The organism is Nocardia araoensis NBRC 100135 (genome assembly GCF_000308435.1).
GTDB lineage: Bacteria > Actinomycetota > Actinomycetes > Mycobacteriales > Mycobacteriaceae > Nocardia > Nocardia araoensis.
The window spans coordinates 1-18,447 of the sequence record NZ_BAFR01000070.1 but is presented as its reverse complement, the minus strand read 5'-3'; the positions used below and the strand labels follow the sequence as shown (position 1 = coordinate 18,447).

Annotated in this window: 20 protein-coding genes; 3 read left to right on the top strand and 17 right to left on the bottom strand. The window is 70.5% G+C overall.

Translation table 11 applies throughout. From position 1 onward, the window contains the following. Nucleotides 1-680: winged helix DNA-binding domain-containing protein (locus ON21_RS09435; protein WP_039797229.1), on the top strand; the 680-nt coding region annotated here is incomplete at its 5' end. Nucleotides 681-742: 62 nt separating this feature from the next. On the opposite strand, the gene nadC is transcribed toward ON21_RS09435, so the two are convergent. From nadC to nadA, 3 genes are all read right to left on the bottom strand, one after another. Further along, nucleotides 743-1,603 (bottom strand): carboxylating nicotinate-nucleotide diphosphorylase, encoded by an 861-nt coding sequence (gene nadC, locus ON21_RS09430; protein ID WP_039797228.1) that lies wholly within the window; start codon nucleotides 1,601-1,603, stop codon nucleotides 743-745. 65 nt (nucleotides 1,604-1,668) lie between these two features. Beyond that, nucleotides 1,669-3,237 carry an L-aspartate oxidase gene (locus ON21_RS09425; RefSeq protein ID WP_039797227.1) on the bottom strand — a complete coding sequence of 523 codons (1,569 nt, stop codon included), beginning with the start codon at nucleotides 3,235-3,237 and terminating at the stop codon, nucleotides 1,669-1,671. Between the two features lie 109 nt (nucleotides 3,238-3,346). Continuing rightward, nucleotides 3,347-4,390, bottom strand: a complete 1,044-nt coding sequence (gene nadA, locus ON21_RS09420; RefSeq protein ID WP_039797226.1) for a quinolinate synthase NadA — start codon at nucleotides 4,388-4,390, stop codon at nucleotides 3,347-3,349. A 77-nt stretch (nucleotides 4,391-4,467) separates the two neighbouring features. Here nadA and ON21_RS09415 point away from each other — a divergent pair, with 77 nt between their 5' ends. Then, nucleotides 4,468-5,232 (top strand): NUDIX hydrolase, encoded by a 765-nt coding sequence (locus ON21_RS09415; RefSeq protein ID WP_039797225.1) that lies wholly within the window; start codon nucleotides 4,468-4,470, stop codon nucleotides 5,230-5,232. A 19-nt stretch (nucleotides 5,233-5,251) separates the two neighbouring features. On the opposite strand, the gene ON21_RS38295 is transcribed toward ON21_RS09415, so the two are convergent. From ON21_RS38295 to bioB, 6 genes are all read right to left on the bottom strand, one after another. Continuing rightward, nucleotides 5,252-5,425 carry a hypothetical protein gene (locus tag ON21_RS38295; protein ID WP_157170769.1) on the bottom strand — a complete coding sequence of 58 codons (174 nt, stop codon included), beginning with the start codon at nucleotides 5,423-5,425 and terminating at the stop codon, nucleotides 5,252-5,254. Between the two features lie 112 nt (nucleotides 5,426-5,537). After that, nucleotides 5,538-6,089, bottom strand: a complete 552-nt coding sequence (locus ON21_RS09410) for a P-loop nucleotide/nucleoside kinase family protein (RefSeq protein WP_039797238.1) — start codon at nucleotides 6,087-6,089, stop codon at nucleotides 5,538-5,540. Between the two features lie 98 nt (nucleotides 6,090-6,187). Continuing rightward, the gene (locus ON21_RS09405) at nucleotides 6,188-6,721 is read right to left on the bottom strand and encodes a DUF1353 domain-containing protein (protein ID WP_039797224.1); all 534 of its coding nucleotides are present in this window, start codon (nucleotides 6,719-6,721) and stop codon (nucleotides 6,188-6,190) included. Nucleotides 6,722-6,809: 88 nt separating this feature from the next. Next, complete coding sequence (locus tag ON21_RS09400) at nucleotides 6,810-7,466, bottom strand: DUF2567 domain-containing protein (protein WP_039797223.1); 657 nt, start codon at nucleotides 7,464-7,466, stop codon at nucleotides 6,810-6,812. Then, complete coding sequence (gene bsaP / locus ON21_RS09395) at nucleotides 7,466-7,693, bottom strand: biotin synthase auxiliary protein BsaP (RefSeq protein ID WP_039797222.1); 228 nt, start codon at nucleotides 7,691-7,693, stop codon at nucleotides 7,466-7,468. Before bsaP ends, ON21_RS09400 begins: the two co-directional genes overlap by 1 nt. A gap of 33 nt (nucleotides 7,694-7,726) precedes the next feature. Then, nucleotides 7,727-8,773 (bottom strand): biotin synthase BioB, encoded by a 1,047-nt coding sequence (gene bioB, locus ON21_RS09390; RefSeq protein ID WP_051020569.1) that lies wholly within the window; start codon nucleotides 8,771-8,773, stop codon nucleotides 7,727-7,729. Between the two features lie 103 nt (nucleotides 8,774-8,876). Between bioB and ON21_RS09385 the strand changes: the two genes are divergently transcribed. After that, a complete protein-coding gene (locus tag ON21_RS09385; RefSeq protein WP_039797221.1) occupies nucleotides 8,877-9,461 on the top strand; it encodes a TetR/AcrR family transcriptional regulator C-terminal domain-containing protein in 585 nt (194 codons plus the stop codon). 57 nt (nucleotides 9,462-9,518) lie between these two features. Here ON21_RS09385 and ON21_RS09380 read toward each other — a convergent pair whose 3' ends face one another. The 8 genes from ON21_RS09380 to bioD form a co-directional block, all read right to left on the bottom strand. Then, nucleotides 9,519-10,661 (bottom strand): alpha/beta hydrolase family protein, encoded by a 1,143-nt coding sequence (locus tag ON21_RS09380; RefSeq protein WP_051020567.1) that lies wholly within the window; start codon nucleotides 10,659-10,661, stop codon nucleotides 9,519-9,521. Nucleotides 10,662-10,761: 100 nt separating this feature from the next. Then, on the bottom strand, nucleotides 10,762-11,991 hold the full coding sequence (locus ON21_RS09375; protein WP_051020565.1) for an MFS transporter: 1,230 nt from the start codon (nucleotides 11,989-11,991) through the stop codon (nucleotides 10,762-10,764). A 193-nt stretch (nucleotides 11,992-12,184) separates the two neighbouring features. After that, nucleotides 12,185-13,534, bottom strand: coding sequence for an LLM class flavin-dependent oxidoreductase (locus tag ON21_RS09370; protein ID WP_039797220.1), 1,350 nt, complete (start codon nucleotides 13,532-13,534; stop codon nucleotides 12,185-12,187). Further along, complete coding sequence (locus tag ON21_RS09365; protein ID WP_174372151.1) at nucleotides 13,531-14,283, bottom strand: ABC transporter ATP-binding protein; 753 nt, start codon at nucleotides 14,281-14,283, stop codon at nucleotides 13,531-13,533. Before ON21_RS09365 ends, ON21_RS09370 begins: the two co-directional genes overlap by 4 nt. Next, complete coding sequence (locus tag ON21_RS09360; protein ID WP_039797219.1) at nucleotides 14,259-15,122, bottom strand: ABC transporter permease; 864 nt, start codon at nucleotides 15,120-15,122, stop codon at nucleotides 14,259-14,261. The genes ON21_RS09365 and ON21_RS09360 overlap by 25 nt, the downstream gene beginning before the upstream one ends. Further along, entirely contained in the window at nucleotides 15,122-16,213 is a 1,092-nt protein-coding gene (locus ON21_RS09355) for an ABC transporter substrate-binding protein (RefSeq protein WP_083880500.1), read from the bottom strand. The genes ON21_RS09360 and ON21_RS09355 overlap by 1 nt, the downstream gene beginning before the upstream one ends. Nucleotides 16,214-16,276: 63 nt before the next feature. After that, nucleotides 16,277-17,440 carry an alpha/beta fold hydrolase gene (locus ON21_RS09350; protein ID WP_039797218.1) on the bottom strand — a complete coding sequence of 388 codons (1,164 nt, stop codon included), beginning with the start codon at nucleotides 17,438-17,440 and terminating at the stop codon, nucleotides 16,277-16,279. A gap of 336 nt (nucleotides 17,441-17,776) precedes the next feature. Then, nucleotides 17,777-18,447 (bottom strand): dethiobiotin synthase (gene bioD / locus ON21_RS09345; RefSeq protein ID WP_176569403.1); only part of this gene is annotated, 671 nt, incomplete at its 5' end.

The following is an 18,447-nucleotide window of genomic DNA, read 5'->3' as shown; positions in this document are numbered from 1 at the left end:
CGTATTCGAAGCCGACGAACATCACCACCTGGGTGCTGGTGACGCTGGGCTGCGAGGGCCGCATCGTGCGCGGACGGCCGAACGGCAGCTGGACCAGCAGCCAGTACACCTGGGCGCCGATCGAATCGTGGCTGCCGGAGGGCGTTCCCGCCGTCCCCGCCGCCGAAGCCCGAGCCGAGCTGGTCCGCCAGTGGTTGCGCGCGTTCGGTCCCGCGCCGGTCTCCGACATCAAGTGGTGGACCGGATGGACGCTCGGCGAGGTGCGCGCTGCGCTCGGCGCGCTCGAACTGGTCGAGGTCGACCTGGACGGCGCGACCGGCGTACTGCTGGCCGACGACGTGGAACCGGTCGCCGCCCCGGAGCCGTGGGCGGCGCTGCTCCCCGCCCTCGACCCGACGCCCATGGGCTGGCAGGCACGCGAGTGGTACCTCGGCCCGCACGCCCCGAACCTGTTCGACCGCAACGGGAATATCGGACCCACCGTCTGGTGGGACGGGCGCATCGTGGGCGGCTGGGCGCAGCGCGGCGACGGCGAGATCGTCTACCGCCTGCTCGAAGACGTGGGAGCGGACGCCGAAGCCCGGATCACCGCCGAAGCCCACCGTGTCCGCGAGTGGTACGGCGACGTGCGCGCCATTCCCCGTTTCCGGACACCGCTGGAACGCGAACTCACCGCATGACCGAGCGGCCCTGCCCCTGTAGGTAGCTTCGACCGGCCGAGCGGTTCCTGGAAAGGCCGGATCTACATGTCCAGCCCGAGGTCGAGGACGCGGACCGAGTGGGTGAGAGCGCCGACGGCGAGATAGTCGACGCCGGTGCGCGCGTAGTCGGCGGCGACGTCCAGGCTCAGGCCGCCGGAGGACTCCAGTTTCGTCTGCGGGGACGCGGCGTTGCGGCGCTGCACGGCCGCCTGTGTCTGCCAGAGGGGGAAGTTGTCCAGCAGAACCAGTTCCACGTTCTCGGCGAGCACGGCGTCGAGCTGTTCGAGGCTGTCCACCTCGACCTCGCAGGCGATGTCGGGGGCGGCGGCGCGGACCGCGCGCAGCGCCTCGACCACCGACCCCGCCGCGACCACGTGGTTGTCCTTGATCAAGGCGGCGTCGCCGAGACCCATGCGGTGGTTGACACCGCCGCCGACCCGCACGGCGTACTTCTGCAGCGCGCGCAGTCCTGGCAGCGTCTTGCGGCTGTCCCGGATCCGGCAGCGGGTGCCAGCGACGGCGTCCACCCAGGCGGCCGTCGCCGTCGCGATGCCGGACAGATGGCACACCAGGTTGAGCATGGTGCGCTCCGCGGTGAGCAGCCCGCGCGTGGGCGCGATCAAGGTCAGCACGGACTGTCCCGGCGACACCCGGGTGCCGTCGGCGACGCGGTCGGTGATCTCATAGGCGTCCGCGCCGATCACCTCGTCGAGCACCAGCAGCCCGGCGTCCAGCCCGGCCACGGTCCCCGGTTCCCGCGACACCACCGACGCCTTGATCACCGCGTCCGCGGGCACGGTGGCCGTCGTCGTGACGTCCGGGCCGTAGCGCAGGTCCTCCTCCAGCGCGGCGCGGATGACGCGCAGCACCTCGTCGCGATCCAGGGCGGCATCCAGAGTCATCGAAGCGTTCCTCTCTCGCCGAGCGGGGCCTGTGCACGGCCTGACGTCCCGCTCGGCGCGTGTGATCAGGGAATGGGTGCGTGCGCGGGGACGCCGTCGCCGTTCAGCCGGATCGGCAGGCTGTGGCGGAGTCCGGGCACGGCGTCGGGGTGATCCGACCGAGTGTGACAACCGCGGCTCTCGGTGCGAGCGAGCGCCGCCAGCAGCAGGGCGCGGGCGGCGAGGGTGAGTGCGGCGTCCTCGATTCCGGCGATCGGACGTGTGACGGCGGTGCGCGTGTCGCGGCGAGTGACCGCGTCGTCGAGCCGCTTGAGCGCTTCGGCGAGGCCCGCGCGGTCGCGGACCACCGAGGCGTGCGTGGTCATCAGGCGCTGCACCACGTCGCGGTCGGCGTATTCGGCGGCGCGAGCGGGGATCTCGCTCACTCCGGCGCGCTCGCCGAGCCGCTCCGCGGCGGCCGCCCCGGCGCGCTCGCCGACCACCAGCCCCTCCAGCAAGCTGTTGGACGCCAACCGGTTCGCCCCGTGCAACCCGGTGCGCGCGACCTCACCGGCCGCGTACAGGCCGGGCACTCCGGTACGGCCGTGGGTGTCGGTGACGACTCCCCCGCACTGATAGTGCGCGGCCGGTGCGACCGGGATGAGGTCGGTGCGCGGATCGATGCCCGCCGCCAGGCACGAGGCGGTGATCGTCGGAAACCGTTGCGGGAAACCGCTGATCGAGCGCGCGTCGAGATAGACGTGCTCGGTGCCCAGCGCCCGCATGCGCGCGGCGATGGCGCGGGAGACGACGTCGCGGGGGGCCAGATCGCCACGCGGATGCACTCCCGCGGTCACCGGATCGCCTTCGGTGTCGACCAGCGTCGCGCCTTCGCCGCGCACCGCTTCGCTGATCAGCGGCCTGCGGCCGACGCCGCCCGGGGTGTAGAGCACGGTCGGGTGGAACTGGACGAATTCGAGATCGGCCACGGCGGCGCCTGCCCACAGCCCGAGCGCGATGCCGTCCGCGGTGGCGCCCGGTGGATTGGTGCTCAGCGCGTACAACTGGCCGAGCCCGCCGGTGGCCAGCAGCACGGCGGGCGCGTGGACGACGCCGAAGCCACGGTCCGACACCGCGACCACACCCCGCACACCGTTCGGCCCGGTGACGACCTCACCGACCGCCGCGCCGAACAGCACCGGCAGACCCGCCTCGTTCAGCGCCCGCTGCACCTCCGCACCGGTGGCGTCGCCCCCGGCGTGAATGATCCTGCGGGTGCTGTGCCCGCCCTCGCGGGTCCGCGAGATCTGGCCGTCGCGGCCGAGATCGAACACCGCCCCGAGGTCGGTCAGCGCGGCCACCGCGGCCTGCCCACCCTCGACGATGGAGCGCACGGCGTCCACGTCGCACAGTCCGGCGCCCGCCTCCACCGTGTCGTGCACGTGTGATTCGACCGAGTCACCGTGCGGCGCCACGACGGCGATGCCGCCCTGGGCGTACTGGGTGGACGTATCCGTCGGCCCGCCTTTGCTGAGCGTGAGCACCCGCAGGCCGCGCAGCGACGCGGTGCGCGCCGCGGTCAGTCCCGCGACGCCACCGCCGATCACGACCAGATCGGCCTCGGCCTCCCAGTCGATGGAAACCCGGGTTGTCATCGGCCCGCGCCTCTCTGTCTTCCGATCCGCGAAAGTCCTCCGGCGCGGGCACGATGGTCAGCGCGTCGCGCCGGAGAGCGGCCCGCCGCCGCGAGGGCAGCGGTGGGACTCATTCACCGCCGCCGGGATTGCCGATCGCGATCATCCGCTGCACCGAGTTGCGGCCCAGCGCGGCGGTTTCCGGATCGACATGGACCTCGTCGCGGCCCTCGACCAGGCAGCGCAGCAGCGCCGCCGGGGTGATCATCTTCATGTACTTGCACGACGCCCGGTCGTTCACGGCCTGGAAGTCGATGCCGGGGGCGGCCTTGCGCAGCTGGTGCAGCATGCCGACCTCGGTGGCCACCAGCACCTGATTCGACTTCGCCGCCTTGGCCGCGTCGATCATGCCTCCGGTGGACAGGATGTGCACCCGCTCGGCCGGGAACGCGCCCTCGCCCGCGAGGTACAGCGCCGAGGTGGCGCAGCCGCATTCGGGGTGCACGAACAGTTCCGCGTCCGGGTGGGTGCGCGCCTGCTCGGTCAGCTCGTCGCCGTTGATGCCCGCGTGCACGTGGCACTCGCCCGCCCAGATGTGCATGTTCGCGCGGCCGGTGACCCGCTTGACGTGCGCGCCGAGGAACTGGTCCGGCAGGAACAGCACCTCGCGGTCCGGATCGATCGAGGCCACCACGTCCACCGCGTTGGACGAGGTGCAGCAGATGTCGGTGAGCGCCTTCACCTCGGCCGTGGTGTTCACGTACGACACCACCACCGCGTTCGGGTGCTCGGCCTTCCAGGCGCGCAGCTCATCGGCCGTGATCGAATCCGCCAGCGAGCATCCCGCACGCTGATCCGGGATCAGCACGGTCTTCGCCGGGCTGAGAATCTTGGCGGTCTCGGCCATGAAGTGCACGCCGCAGAACACGATGGTGTCCTCGGGCGCCTCGGCCGCGATCCGCGACAGCGCCAGCGAGTCGCCGACGTGGTCGGCCACGTCCTGGATCTCCGGCAGCTGATAGTTGTGCGCCAGGATCGTCGCGTTGCGCTCCCTGGCCAGTCGCTTGACTTCCTGCGCCCACTCCGGCCCAGCCTCGACACCCGCGAACCCGGAGGGTCCGTCGAACACCTGCCCCATCAGCGGGGGCGCCAGTTTCGCACCCGTCGTCGCCATGGATGGCTCCCTTCCTCGTGCGGTCGGCTACACCGCCGATTCGCACCAAACCAGGTTTTCGACTTATAATCGAAAACGTGGCCCATAGTAGCACCATCCACGAATCGCTCACCGCGGTGTTCCAGGTTCGCCGCTTCCCCAGGGACATCGCCGCAGGTCACACGCCGGCCGACCGCGCCGAAGGCATGCTGCGGCGTTGCCCGCCCGACCAGCGGACCGAACTCGCGGTGTTGCTGTGGGAACGCGCGCTCGACCCACAGAAGGGCACCTGGTCGCTCCCCGGCGGACGCCTCGGCGACGACGAAGACCTCGACACCTCCGCCCGCCGCCAGCTCGCCGAGAAGGTCGACGTGCGCGAGCTGAGTCATCTGGAACAGCTGTCGGTGTTCAGCGCCCCCGACCGGGTGCCGGGCCCGCGCCGCATCGCTTCGGCCTACCTCGGATTGGTCCCCCTGACCGCCGATCCCCACCTGCCGTCGGACACCGCCTGGCACCCGGTCTCGGCACTGCCGGACATGTCCTTCGACCACCGCACGGTGGTCGATCACGCCCGCACCCGGCTGGCGGCGAAACTGTCGTACACCAACATCGCCTTCGCCCTCGCGCCGGACCGGTTCACCATGTCCACCCTGCGCGAAATCTATTGCGCCGCACTCGGATACGACGTAGACCCCACGAATCTCCAGCGAGTTCTCTCCCGCCGCAAGGTGATCACCCCCACCGGGGCCACCGCCGCCCCGGGCCGCGCGGGCGGCCGCCCCGCCGCGGTGTACCGCTTCACCGACTCCGGCTTGCGCGTGACAGACGAATTCGCGGCGCTGCGCCCTCCCGGCCCTTCATGATTCCCGACGGACCGGGACGCTAATCGGCCACGGCTTTGCGATGCTTGTCCCGGCGACGATACTGCCGCTTACTCGGGATGGGACGCGCGGCATTGCTGCGCCGCAAAGCATCTCGCCGCCGCCACGCCGCCAGATCGGCCCGTTCGCTCTCCACAGGAGACGCCTCGGCTTCCATCCGGCGTACGGTTTCCATTGCCCGGCCCTCCTTCCGACGAGCTCCCCTTCCGGCAGCCCACCGTATCCCCGCCCACCCGTGCATCTCCACCCGTTTTCGATCGAGTGACCCCTCCGTCGTGTGCCGTTGATCATGAAGGCGCGTTCAGGAAGGCGAGGATGGCGGTGAGGCCGGGGCGATAGCCGGAGGTGGTGTCGACCTCGAGCGAGGGCACGTCGAGGGAAACGCGGTCGAAGGCGGTGGGCGCCGGGGCGGGGTGTTCGTGATCGGAGTGGGCGCGGCGGAGCGGATCGGATCGGTGGCGCAACTGGATTCGCCGCGCCGCGAGAACCGGGTCGGTCACGCAGTGCACGACGCGCAGTCGAGCGTGGGCTCGCAGCGGTGTGAGGCCGGGACGCCACAGCCGGTCTTGGAAGGCGGCTTCGGCCACCACCGTAACCCCGGCCCGCAGCAACAGTTCCAGCGTTTGGAAGAACACCGGCAGCGTGCGGAGGTTCAGCTCGTCGGAGCGGTCCGGGGCGTAGTTCTCCGTCGCGTGGACCATGCCCTCTTTGAGCTCGTCCCGGCAGATGGCGGGACAGCCGATCGCGCGGGCGAGAGTGTGTGCGAGCGTTGTCTTGCCCGACCCCGGCGGGCCACTGACGACGACGAGAGCGGGGAGCCTGGGCGGTTCGTCGCTCATGTCGGCACCGTAACTCATGCGCCGTTGCGGCGGCCGGAACTCGTCCGCGCCGAGCACGCACGGGCCCTGAGTTCTCACCGAGACCGCAGGCGGGACGGTCAGGCGGTCTTCATGTGCGGACCGGGCGGCGGAGCCTCGGTCCGCTGCGTTACGCGCGACCCGGCCCAGAAGGCCAACTCCACCAGCCAGAACAGCAGGAGGAACACCGTCACCACGGTCGCGGGAACGGCGAGGAAGAACACCGAAGGGACCGCGACGACGACGAACCGGGCGACGTCGCCCGCACTCCCGCCGCGTAACCGGTGAGCGGCGCGCACGGCCGCCCACATCATCCAGCGGCGCGGCAGCGAGACCCCGAGTTCGTGCAGGCTACGGCGGAAGATGCCGTCGGCGTCGGCCACGCTCACCGCGTTCGAGCTGAGCAGGTAGTCGTGCAGGATCGCGGCTCGGGTGTAGACGCCGTAACGGGGAATCAGCCAGACCAGCGCCCGCGGCACCGAGGCGAAATCGGTACGGAAACCGGCGGGAACCACGAATTCCTCCGTGGCGCCGCGATAGACCAGTGGTTCGGTTACCCGCCAGAACTTGGCGTCGAGCTCTTCGACGACCGGACCGCCACCCACGAAGGCCACGTCCCATTCCTTCCCAGCGCGCTGCGAGTTCCCGACCCGAAGTGGTTCGGAAAGCCTTCCCCGTCGCGGCGACGTGCCGGACGACGCGTCAACGGCGCTGGCGATATTCGGGCAGCGAATATTCCTCTGGGGCAGGCTGGTAGCCACCATAGGGCAGCTCTGCGCTGCTCGCAGCGTCACCATGGGGCATGAAGGCGCCCTGGCCGCCGTAGGAGGCTTCCTCCTCCTTCCGGGCGGCGCGGCGGCCACTGCCGAGATCCTCCGAGGTACTCAGCGCGGCGAGGAACAGCATGACGAACGAGGCGATCAGCGGCTGCACGATCAGCGCGAGGTCGCTGCCCAGTTCGATCGGCAAGGTGACGATCTGGCCCACCGGCGGGTCGTGCGGGCGCGGATGCGACCACTCGGCGACCCGCTCCCCCACACCGGCCATCACCACCGCGCCCACGCCGGAACCGATCAGCAGGCCCAGCTGCAACAGCGGCCCGCGCGCCGAGCGCCAGCGCCACACGGCCAGTGCGCAGAGCAAGCCGAGCACCGCCCCCGCGAGGACGAACAACGCCAGCGCGTCGAACTGATGCGTGCTCTCCCCGGTCAGCCCGACACCGCGACCCGGCTCGACTACGAGCAGCCGCTCGGTCGGCGCGAGCAGGCCCCAGCCGACACCGGCGAGCGCGCTCACCACCACCACGGCGACGGCGACCACCGCCGCCGCCCGCACCTCACCTCGCAACGGCGACGCCACTAGCGACGTTCCGATTCGGCCGAATCGACGACGCCGTGCCGGGAGCACTTGGCCCACCAGCCGTCCGGGCTCACCTGCACGATCATGCGGCGCCCGCACTGTTCGCAGAAGCGCGGCGGCTCCAGGCCCAGCGCGGCGGCGGCCGGGATCGCGTCGTCGAGGCCCGGCACCACTCGCGTGCCGGTGAACGGGTTGTAGCGCTCGTCCATGTCCATGACAGTACTCATGCTCGCCTGCCTCTTCGTCGCAACCGAGCCGGGTCAGAGGGTTTCGTTGAGCGCCTTGATCGGCATCTTCAGCTCGCCGAGCAGGTCGAGGTCCTGTTCGGCCGGGCGGCCGAGGGTGGTCAGGTAGTTGCCGACGATGACGGCGTTGATGCCGCCCAGGATGCCCTGCTTGGCGCCGAGATCCCCGAGGGTGATCTCGCGGCCGCCCGCGAAGCGCAGCATGGTGCGCGGCAGCGCGAGCCGGAACGCGGCTACGGCGCGCAACGCGTCGGACGCCGGGAGCACCTCCAGATCGCCGAACGGCGTGCCCGGCCGCGGATTGAGGAAGTTCAGCGGCACCTCGTCTGGTTCGAGTTCGGCCAGATTCGCGGCGAACTCGGCGCGCTGCTCCAGCGTCTCGCCCATGCCGAGGATGCCGCCGCAGCAGACCTCCATGCCCGCTTCGCGGACCATGCGCAGGGTGTCCCAGCGCTCCTCCCAGGTGTGCGTGGTGACCACGTTCGGGAAGTAGGACCGCGAGGTCTCCAGGTTGTGGTTGTAACGATGCACGCCCATGGCGGCCAGTTGGTCGACCTGCTCCTGGGTGAGCATGCCCAGCGAGCAGGCGACCTGGATGTCCACCTCGTTGCGGATCGCCTCGACACCGGCGGCCACCTGGGCCATCAGGCGCTCGTCGGGACCGCGCACGGCCGCCACGATGCAGAACTCGGTGGCGCCGGTCTTCGCGGTCTGCTTGGCGGCCTCCACCAGGCTGGGAATGTCCAGCCACGCCGCCCGCACCGGCGACTGGAACAGGCCCGACTGCGAGCAGAAGTGGCAGTCCTCCGGGCAGCCGCCGGTCTTGAGGCTGATGATGCCCTCGACCTCTACTTCGGGACCGCACCACTTCATGCGCACCTCGTGCGCCAGGGCCAGCAGTTCCTCCAGCCGGTCGTCACCGAGGCGCAGCACCTCCAGGGTCTGCTCCTGGTTCAGTCCCACCCCGCGCTCGAGCACCTGCTCACGGGCGATCGACAAGATTTGCGACGTCCCGACCTTCGTCGGTCCTGGCGCTGCGGCGGCTACAGGTGCCTGGGTCACTGCACGAATCCCTTCGTCCGGCCGAGGTGGCCGTGCAACTTGAACGGTGTTCAGGCTAGGGTAGCGGTAGGAGTGAGTCAAAGCACGACGGGAAGGGCATCGAGTGCAACTGCACCGGGCGGACGTGGTCGAGGGCGCCATCGCGATTCTGGACCGATACGGCCTGGCCGACCTCACCATGCGCAGGTTGGCCGGTTCGCTCCAAGTCCAGCCGGGCGCGCTGTATTGGCACTTCCCCAACAAGCAGGCGCTGCTCGGCGCGGTCGCGGACAAGATACTCGCGCCCATGGAGGATCCGATCGAGGCCGAGGAATGGTCCGGTCAGATCACCGAGTTGGCCCACCGGCTGCGCGACTGCCTGCTGGCCTACCGCGACGGCGCCGAATTGGTCTCGGCGACCTACGCTTCGAGGCTCACCACGAGCAAGGGGCGAGAACGCCTGGTGAGCGCGGCCATTCGCGCGGGCATGCCGCGTCAGGAGGCCGAACTCGCGGCGTTCACGCTGCTGTACTACGTGCTCGGCGAGACCGTGGACGAGCAGTCCAGGATGCAGATGGATTCGGCGGGCGCCCTGCCCGAGGGCGCGTCGCCGCTGGAGGAGACCACCGACGCCACCGCCCGTTTCGACTTCGGCCTGCAATTGTTCGTCGCGGGCGTGCGGCACCTGCTCGGCACCCACGCCCGCTGACGCTGGGGCGCGTCACCACGACGGCTTCCCCACTCGGTAACGAGTGCGCGCCGAGCGTCAGCGCAGGTGCGTGTTCAGGAAGGCCAACGCGTCCGGAAGCGATGCCAGGAACGCACCGCTGTGGTCCTGGCCGGGGTACTGCTGCACCGTCACTCGTATGCCGGGGTTCAGCTCTTGCAGCTTCTGTCCGTAGTCCGCGGTGTCGGTGGGCGGCACATCGATGTCGGCGGTGCCGTAGCCGATCATGAGATCGCTGGTGAACCGATCCTGCGGATATCTCGTCAAAGCGGCGATGTCCTCGGCGAAGGTGGGCGTCGGCCGGTCGGGGTCGGCGACGAGCGCCGACGGCCGGCGGCCTTCGGCGCGCTCGACCAGATGCGAAAGACATTCGTGAGCGGCTCTTTCCACGAAATCCCTGCCGAAATCGGACAGGTACGGGGTGACGCTGCCCGGGTGCAGTTCCTCCAGCGCGGCCAGGTAGTACGCCGCGTAGGCGACCTGGTTCTTGGAGCCGGTCGAGTTCAGCCGGAACATCTCCGGCAGGCTCTTGCTCGGGTCGGTGCGCAGCCCGGTGGCCACCACTCCGCTCAATCCCGAAGCCGAAGCGCCCCTCTCGGCGTACAAACCGGCCGCGCTCATCGCCGCGTGCGCGCCTTCCGACTGCCCGATCACGACCCATCGCCGCGACAGCGGGAAGGGAGTCGTGCGCATCGCCGCGACCGCGTCCAGGATCGACATCCCTTCGACATTCGTGTTGTAGTAGCTGAACTGGCCGCGGGTGCCGAGGCCCTGATAGTCGGGAGCCAGCACCGCGTACCCGTTGCCCAGGATCTGGTCGAAGTAGGACGAGTTCCGCTCGGACTGCGGACGGCGCGACGGCGCACAGGCATCGCCGATGCCCGCGGTTCCGTGCGCCCACACCACCAGCGGCCATCCGCCCTGCGGCGGCAGGCCCGGGGGCAGATAGAGCGCACCGGACGCCTGCGCGGGGGCGCCGTGCTGATCGGTCGTGGTGTAGACGATCCCGAACGACACCAGGGCCTTCGGGAACGACCACGCGGGATCGAGCAGTTCGATCGAGCTCAGCTGCCCGGCCCCCGGACTTTCCGCTGCCGCCGGCGCCACCCCGAGCGTGACCGCGACGCACAGGCTTATCGAGGCGGCGACCAGACCGGATCGCCGAAACAACGAGAGGGACATGCCGCAGCACCATACCGACGCACGCCGATGACCAGGCCTCAGCGACACGTGCCACCAGTGGAAATTCTGTTTCCGTCGCGACGTCGGTGCAGCCGAGGGGCTATCCGGTCTCGCCGGACGGCTGCCGCCGCTCCGGTGGCCCGACCACGCCGGGAAACCAGCGTCGCATCGCGTACGCGCCCGCCGCGGCGGTGAGCGCGAGAGCGACGGCCGCCGCGCCGAGCACGGTGACGGCGCTGATCGCGCCGACCGCCACCGGTCCGGCGAACATGCCGATGTCGTGGGTGAGCCGCCAGGCGCCGAGGAACTCCGCGCGCTGCCCGTCCGGCGCGACATCCGCGCCGACCGTCATGATCAACCCGTTGCTCGTCCCGTTGGCCAGCCCGAGCAATACGGCGGCACAGCCGAGACCGAGCACCGAGGAGGTGAACGGCAGCGCGCCGAATCCGGCGGCGAACAGCAGCATCGACGGCACGCCGGTCGCCCGCCTGCCGTAGCGATCCAGCCACACGCCCGCCGGATACGACATCAGCACGTCCACCGCACCTGCCACGCCGAACACCAAACTCGTGGTCGACGCGCTCACCCCGATGTGCGCGGCCCACAGCGGCAGCAGCGCCAGCCGCGCCGCCCGCGCGGCGCCGACCAGCAACGCGGCCAGCCCGAGCGTGCCCAGGGTCCTGCGGTGCTCGACGACGATCGCCGTCAGTCCCTGCTCCGCGCCTGTCCCCTCCGCCGCCTCGGGCGACCGTATCGCCGCCATGGCCGCGCCGGATACCACCGTGGTCACCAACTGCAACCACAACGCGCCGTTGGGACCGAGCGAATGCACCACGGCCGCACCGAGGAACGGCCCACAGAAGAACCCCAGTCGCATGGAACCGGCCAGCGTGGACATCGCGCGCCCGAGATCGTTCGCGGGCACCACGGCCACGAGATAGGACTGGCGAGCCAGCCCCCACACCGCGCCCGCCGCACCGTTGAGCAGCATCCCCAGCGCGAGCACGCCGACGTTCGGCGCGACGATCGCCGCGAGTACGCCGATCGCACCGAGCACCGAACCTACGGCCAGCGCACCGCGTTCCCCGATGGTCGCGACGACGCGCCCCGCGGGCAGGTCGGTGAGCACCATGCCCAAACCGGACAGCGCGACGACGACCCCCGCGAGCCCGGCCGACGCGCCCAGGTCCAGCGCGCGCAGCGCGTACATCGGCGCGGCCGCGCCGGACCCGATGCCGTACACCACCATCGGCACGAACACCGTCCAGGTCAGCGACCGCAACCGCACCCCGCCGACGATGTCGCCCGCTACGACGGACCGCTCGCTCATCGCACCACCGATCGACGCGGAGACGCCGCCCGCCGCACTCTGCTCCGAGTGATCGCATACCGCCCGAAGCCGCTGCCGGCCGCCCCCGCCGTGGACGTGCGGGGCCGACCCATCGCGCGCACGGATGCCGCCCTGTCGCGGTCCGCGCGATGCGCGGATGATCGGGTAGAACAGTCGCTTCCGTCGGCGCCGCTCACCGGGCGAGCGCGGGTTGCCGGGCGAAGCGGCTGTCGGGACGGGGGAGGCCGAAGTGGTCGCGCAGGGTGGTGCCGGTGTACTCGGTGCGGAACAGGCCGCGCTCCTGCAGGATCGGCACGACCGTCTCGGCGAAGACCTCCAGTCCACCCGGGTAGTACGGCGGCATCACGTTGAACCCGTCGGCGGCGCCGTTGCGGAACCATTCCTCGATGGTGTCGGCGACCTGCTCGGGAGTTCCGGCGAACACCCGGTGCCCGCGCGCACCGGCGAGACGGTGCAGCAGACCGCGCACGGTCGGCCGTTCGCGCTGCACGATGCCCGCCACGACCTGCAAGCGGCTCTGCCCGTTGTCGGTCACATCGCCCGCAGCGTCGAACAATTCGACCGGAATCGGCTCGTCCAGCGGCAGGTGGCGCAGGCTGATCCCGACGATGCCCTCCAGCTGTGCCAAGCCGTATTCCGGCACCGTGAGTTCGTTGAACTCCCGTTCCAATTTCTTCGCCGCCGCCTCGGTGTCGGCGATGAACGGACTGATCCCGGGCAGGATCTTGACGTGCTCGGGGTCGCGCCCGAAGCCGCGAGCCCGTTGCTTGATGTCGGCGTAGAACGCCTGGGCGTCGCTGAGCCGCTGGTGCGCGGTGAAGATCGCCTCGGCGTACTTGCCCGCGAACGCCCGCCCGTCGTTCGACGCGCCCGCCTGCACCAGCACCGGGTGGCCCTGCGGCGTGCGCGGCGCGGTGAACGGCCCACGCACCCGCAGGTATTCGCCGGCGAAGTCGATCGGATGGATCTTCTCCGGGTCGGCGTACACGCCGGAGGCCCGGTCCAGGACGATGGCGTCGTCCTCCCAGCTGTCCCACAGCGCGACCACGGCGTCGACGAATTCCCGGGCGCGGGCGTACCGTTCGGCGTGGACGGGATGCTTGTCCAGACCGAAGTTCGCCGCGGCGAGATCGGTGCCGGTGGTGACGATGTTCCAGCCCGCCCGGCCGCCGGAGATGTGGTCCAGCGTGGAGAACAGCCTGGCCAGGTTGTAGGGCTCGTAGTACGTGGTGGACGCGGTGGCGATGAGGCCGAGATGCGTCGTGGCCGTGGCGATCGCGGTGAGCAGGGTGATCGGCTCCAGGCCGGAGGCCGCGTTGTGCTTGACGTCGGTGCGCAGGGCGGGTCCGTCTGCGAAGAACACCGCGTCCAGCTTCGCCGCTTCGGCGGTGCGTCCGATCTCCTGGTAGTAGGCGACGTCGTAGATCCGGTCGGGGCTGCTCCACGGGTGCCGCCAGGCCGCCTCGTGGTGGCCGGAGGGGTAGATGAAGGCGTTGAGGCTGAGTTGGCGCGGTGCGGTCATGAGGCTTTCTTCTCGTCGGTGGGCGGGTCGACGACGTCGACGCCCAGGCTGGCCAGCAGCAGGGAGCGGTGCCGCAGGAACGCGGGATCACCGTGGCGGCGCGGACGTTCCAGGTCGATGCGCTGGTCCACCGCGATGCGCCCCTCGTCGAGCACCAGGACACGGTCGGCCAGCAGCACCGCCTCGTCCACGTCGTGGGTGACCAGGAGCACGGCGGGCCGATGCTTGGCGCACAGATCCTGGAGCAGCGCGTGCATCCTGATCCGGGTCAGCGCGTCCAGCGCGCCGAACGGTTCGTCCGCCAGTAGCAGTTCGGGTTCGCGCACCAGCGAGCGTGCCAGCGCGACGCGCTGCTGCTCGCCGCCGGAAAGCTCCTTGGGCCAAGCTTTCTCCCGGCCCGCGAGCCCGACCTCGGCCAGCGCCGCGCGACCGCGACCGGCCGCGTCCGGGCCGCCGAGGCCGAGGGTCACGTTGTCGAGCACCCGCACCCAGGGCAGCAACCGGGAGTCCTGGAATACCACGGAGCGCTCGGTGGGCACGCTCAACTCCCCCGAACCCGGGACGTCGTAGTCCAATTCGGCCAGCGCCCGCAGCAGCGTGCTCTTACCCGAACCGCTGCGGCCGAGCAGCGCGACGAATTCGCCGCGGGCGATGTCGATGTCGAGATCGCGCAGCACCACCCGGTCGCCGAAGCCACGGCGCAGCCGCCGGGCGCGGACGACGTTCAGTCCCCGAGTGTCTGTCGCCATGACAGCGCTCTCCTTTCCGCCGCGCGCACCAGGAGGTCGCCGAACAGGCCGAGCAGGCCGTAGATCACCAGGCCGACCACGATGATGTCGATCTGGCCGTAGGTGCGGGCCTGGGTCATCAGGTAACCGATGCCGCTGGTGGCGTTGACCTGTTCCACCACGACCAGCGCCAGCCACGAGATGGTGACGGCCAGCCGCAGGCCGGTGAAGAATCCGGGCAGCGATCCCGGCAGCGCGATCCGGCGGACGAATCCCCACCGCGACAGGCCGACGGTCTGGGCGAGTTCCACATACCTGGCGTCGACGCTGCGCAGGTGCGCGTGCGTGTTCAGGTAGATCGGGATCGCCACGCTGGTGGTGATCACGACCAGCTTCATCTCCTCGCCGATGCCGAACCAGACGATGAACAGCGGGATCAGCGCGAGCGTCGGAATGGCGCGCTTGATCTGGATCGGCCCGTCCACCAACGCTTCACCGATCCGGCTCAGCCCGGCCAGCAGCGCCAGCACCAGGCCGATCGCGACACCGAGCGCGAGCCCGATCGCGGCGCGTTGCACCGAGGTGAGCAGATTGCTCTGGAGACGGCCGTCGGCGAGCAGGTCACCGGCGGTCTCGGCGACTGTCCACGGCGCGGGCAGGGTCTCCGGGTCCAATGTGCCCGTGGCCGAACCTGCCACCCAGGCGGCGATCAGCAACACCGGTCCCACCGCGATGCCGAACGGAATGGGACGGCCGGGGCCGAGGCGCGGCCGGGCCGGTTTGCGTTTCGCCAGTAGCGGTTCCGCCGTGGAGCGGCCGAGGCCGAAGCGGCGCAGCACCGCGGCGTCGAGCGTCGCCATCAGCGTGCCTTCGGTTCGAACGACGCGCCGCTCTCGGCGACGGCTTGCGTGATCGCGGCATCGAAGCGCAGGTCGAAGCCGTTGGCCGCCTGCACCTTCTTGGGCAGTTCGCCCGCCTTGGCGATGGCATCGATGGTGGCCTGCTGCCGGTCGACGAGCTGCTGGTCCAGATGCGGGAAGACGTAGGTCCCCAGCGATTCCACGATGCGCTTGGCGTCGTCGGCGCTCACTTTCTGGTTGTCGACGTAGTACCGGCGCGCCCAGTCCTCCGGGTGGGTGTTGGCCCACTGGTAGGCACGGACGAACGCGCCGACCAGCGCACGGGTGGCGGCCGCCTTCGCCGGGTCCCGCACGACGGCGCGGCGGGCGTACAGGTAGGCGAGACCGCCGTAGATGCCCGCGGTCTCGGAGTCCGGGACCAGCGAGGCGCCCGGCGTGCGCAGGAACCGGGTGACGTTCGGCTCGATCAGCGGCGCGACGTCGACCTGGCCGGTGCGCACGGCATCGGGGAACTCGGCCAGCTGCAACCGGATCAGCTGCACGTCGGAGGTGGTGAGCCCGGCCTTGTCGATGGCGCGCAGCACGGCGGCCTGCTGGGCCGTGCCTTCGGCGTAGGCGATCTTCTTGCCCTTCAGATCGGCCAGTTTCGGCACCGACTTGCCCGGGGCCACCGCGAGTTTCAAGGCGGTGGTGCTGGTCTGATAGGACGCGACGATCGGGACGTCCTGCCCGGCCACCAGCGCGTGGATCGGCGGGACGTCACCGACCTGGGCGACGTCGGCGGCGCCTGCGCGGAACGCCTCCAGAATGGCGGGGCCGCCGACGAAGTTGGCGAACTCCACCTTGAACGGCAGCTTGTCGAGCTCGCCGGAGAAGCGCAGCACGGATTGCAGGCGCTCGGACTGGTCGGCGACCACGAGGGTGGTTCCGGCGGGAACCTCGGTCGGCAGTGGTCCGTCGGCGGTGGGACCGACCGGCTTGTCGTCCTTCGCGCAGCCGGAGAGTCCGAGAGTCGCAACGGTCGCCACGGCGAGCAATGCGGCGGTCGCGCGGCCGCGGAGGCCGGACCGGAACGTAGTTGGTCGGAACATAGGCGAATTAGAGCAAGACGAAACCGGCGCGAGAACGGTTTGTCTCAGCCTGGTTCGAACCCCTCAGCGCGGCGGCGCGGCCACCGTCGTCGACCGGACCTGCTGCTGGTAGCGCTGCACGAACGGCAGAATCTGCTGTTCGATCACCGTGTTGTACTCCCGGGGCCGCTGCATCGGATTCGCGTGCCCGGTGTTTCGCGCGAGCACCACCAGCAGGGTGCCGTCCACCCCGCCGGACCGCTCGATCAGCACCAGGTGGGAGTACTCGACGTCCACCACCCGGTCGGCGCTCGCGTCGCGCGGCCGGATGAAGACGATGGCGGGCCGCGGCTTGTCCGCGACGGGCTGGGCCAGGGTGCGCAGATCGTCCGTCGCGCCACCGGCCACGATGGCGGTGAACTGGGACTCGATCAGACCGTTGCTCGCCGCGTCGCGCGAGACGATCTTCTCCCGCATCACTTCCGCGAGCACCTTGCCGAGTTCACCGAAGCGGATGCCGGGCAGCCCGTGGCCCCGGTCGACGAAACGGTCCCGGCGCGCGTAGGTCTCCACGGCCAGTCGCAGCGCGCGGCTTTCCCGCGCGCCGGGCAGCCAGCCCATCCACCGCAACATGTCCTCACCGCGCCCGCGGCTCTCCGGGCGGACCGCGTTCAGGTCGACCGGCGTGCAGTCCAGGATCACCCCGACCAGTCTGCGGTCGCTGTCGCGGTGGATGTGCCGGGCGACCTCCAGCGCGATCACGCCGCCCATGCTGTGACCGACGAGCACGACGTTGCGCAGGCCCGACAGCTCGGCGGCGCGCACGACGAGGTCGGCGATCACCTTGGTGTCGATACCTTGATTGTCGTAGCGGATCGCCCACACCATGCCCATTCCGCGCAGTGCGGGCAGCGCGGCGGCGGTGCCGCTGGCGTCGAGCCCGCCGAGCCCGACCAGGTCCACCACGACGGTGTCCCAGTTCTGCGGGTCCACCGGCGGGGCGACGGGCAGGATGGCGGGCTCGGTGCGCGCCAGTCGCGCTTGTTCCGGCGCGATGTCGTACTTCCAGTACTGCGCGAACACCACGAGTCCGGCCAGCAGCAGTGCGGTCACCCGAAGCAGCGTCACCCGGGTGCGGCGCAACGTCTTCCACTCGTGCCCCAGGCGCGTTTCCCGCAGCCGAGCTCGGCGTCGCGCGTCGTCCCAGTCGGAGACGGTGGACGGGTGCCAGGCGTCCATCGGCGACATCCATCCCACTGTAGGCAGGGGTGCGGACGGTCGCCATGAGCCCGCTATCGCTCAGCGTGCCGTTTCGGGCACGCCCGCGAGTTTGCCCAGCAAATTCCACCAACCGAATTCGCCGACCTCGAGGGCGGTTCCATACGGCAACTCGTCGCGCACCGCCTGGATGTCCGTACCACCCCTCGGGCATCCCACAATTGGTAGCTGAACGTCTGCTCGCCGCTCACCGCCGGATCGTCGATTTCGAACTCGATGATCTGCACCACATGCCACCGCGACCGTGTCGCGGTCACGGGCCCGTCCCCGACCGTCGGAGTCCTTCGGAAACGCGAACGCGGCCGGTCAGCGGAAAGGCGACCAGGCGGGCTCGAACCAATTCGGAGCGGCGGCGGTGAATCGCGCACGCTCCCAGCCACCCGCGCCTTCCGGCACCGAGCCCACCAGGTCGACGCCGGTCACGCGGGGCAGGTCGATGCGGTTGCACTCGGCGGCGAGATCCGGTTGGGCGGGCCAGGAACCGATCACCAGGCCCGCGCACCGCACGCCCGCGGCGTGCAGTGCGCGGGTGGTGAGTTCGGTGTGGTTGAGCGTCCCCAGCGCGGCCGCCGTGACCAGCAGGACGGGTGCGCCGAGTTTCTGGGCGAGGTCGAGCAGGGTGAAATCGCCCAGGCGCACCAGCAATCCGCCCGCGCCTTCGACCAGGACGAGATCGGCGTCGGTGAGAGCGTCTACCGCGGAGGCGGTTTCGGCGAGCGTCAGCTCCGGCAGCCCTGCCCGGCGGGCGGCGGTGTCGGGCGCGAGCGGGTCCGGGTAGCGGGCGAGTTCGAGCGTCCGGGTGACGCCGGACAGCCGCTGGATCTCCGCGAGGTCACCGGGTTCGCCTGCCGCCACACCGGTCTGGCCGGGCTTGCACACGGCCACCGAACGACCGTTCGCCATCGCCGCGGCGGCGACGGCCGCGGTGACGACGGTCTTGCCGACGTCGGTGGAGGTTCCGGTGATCAGCAGGACGG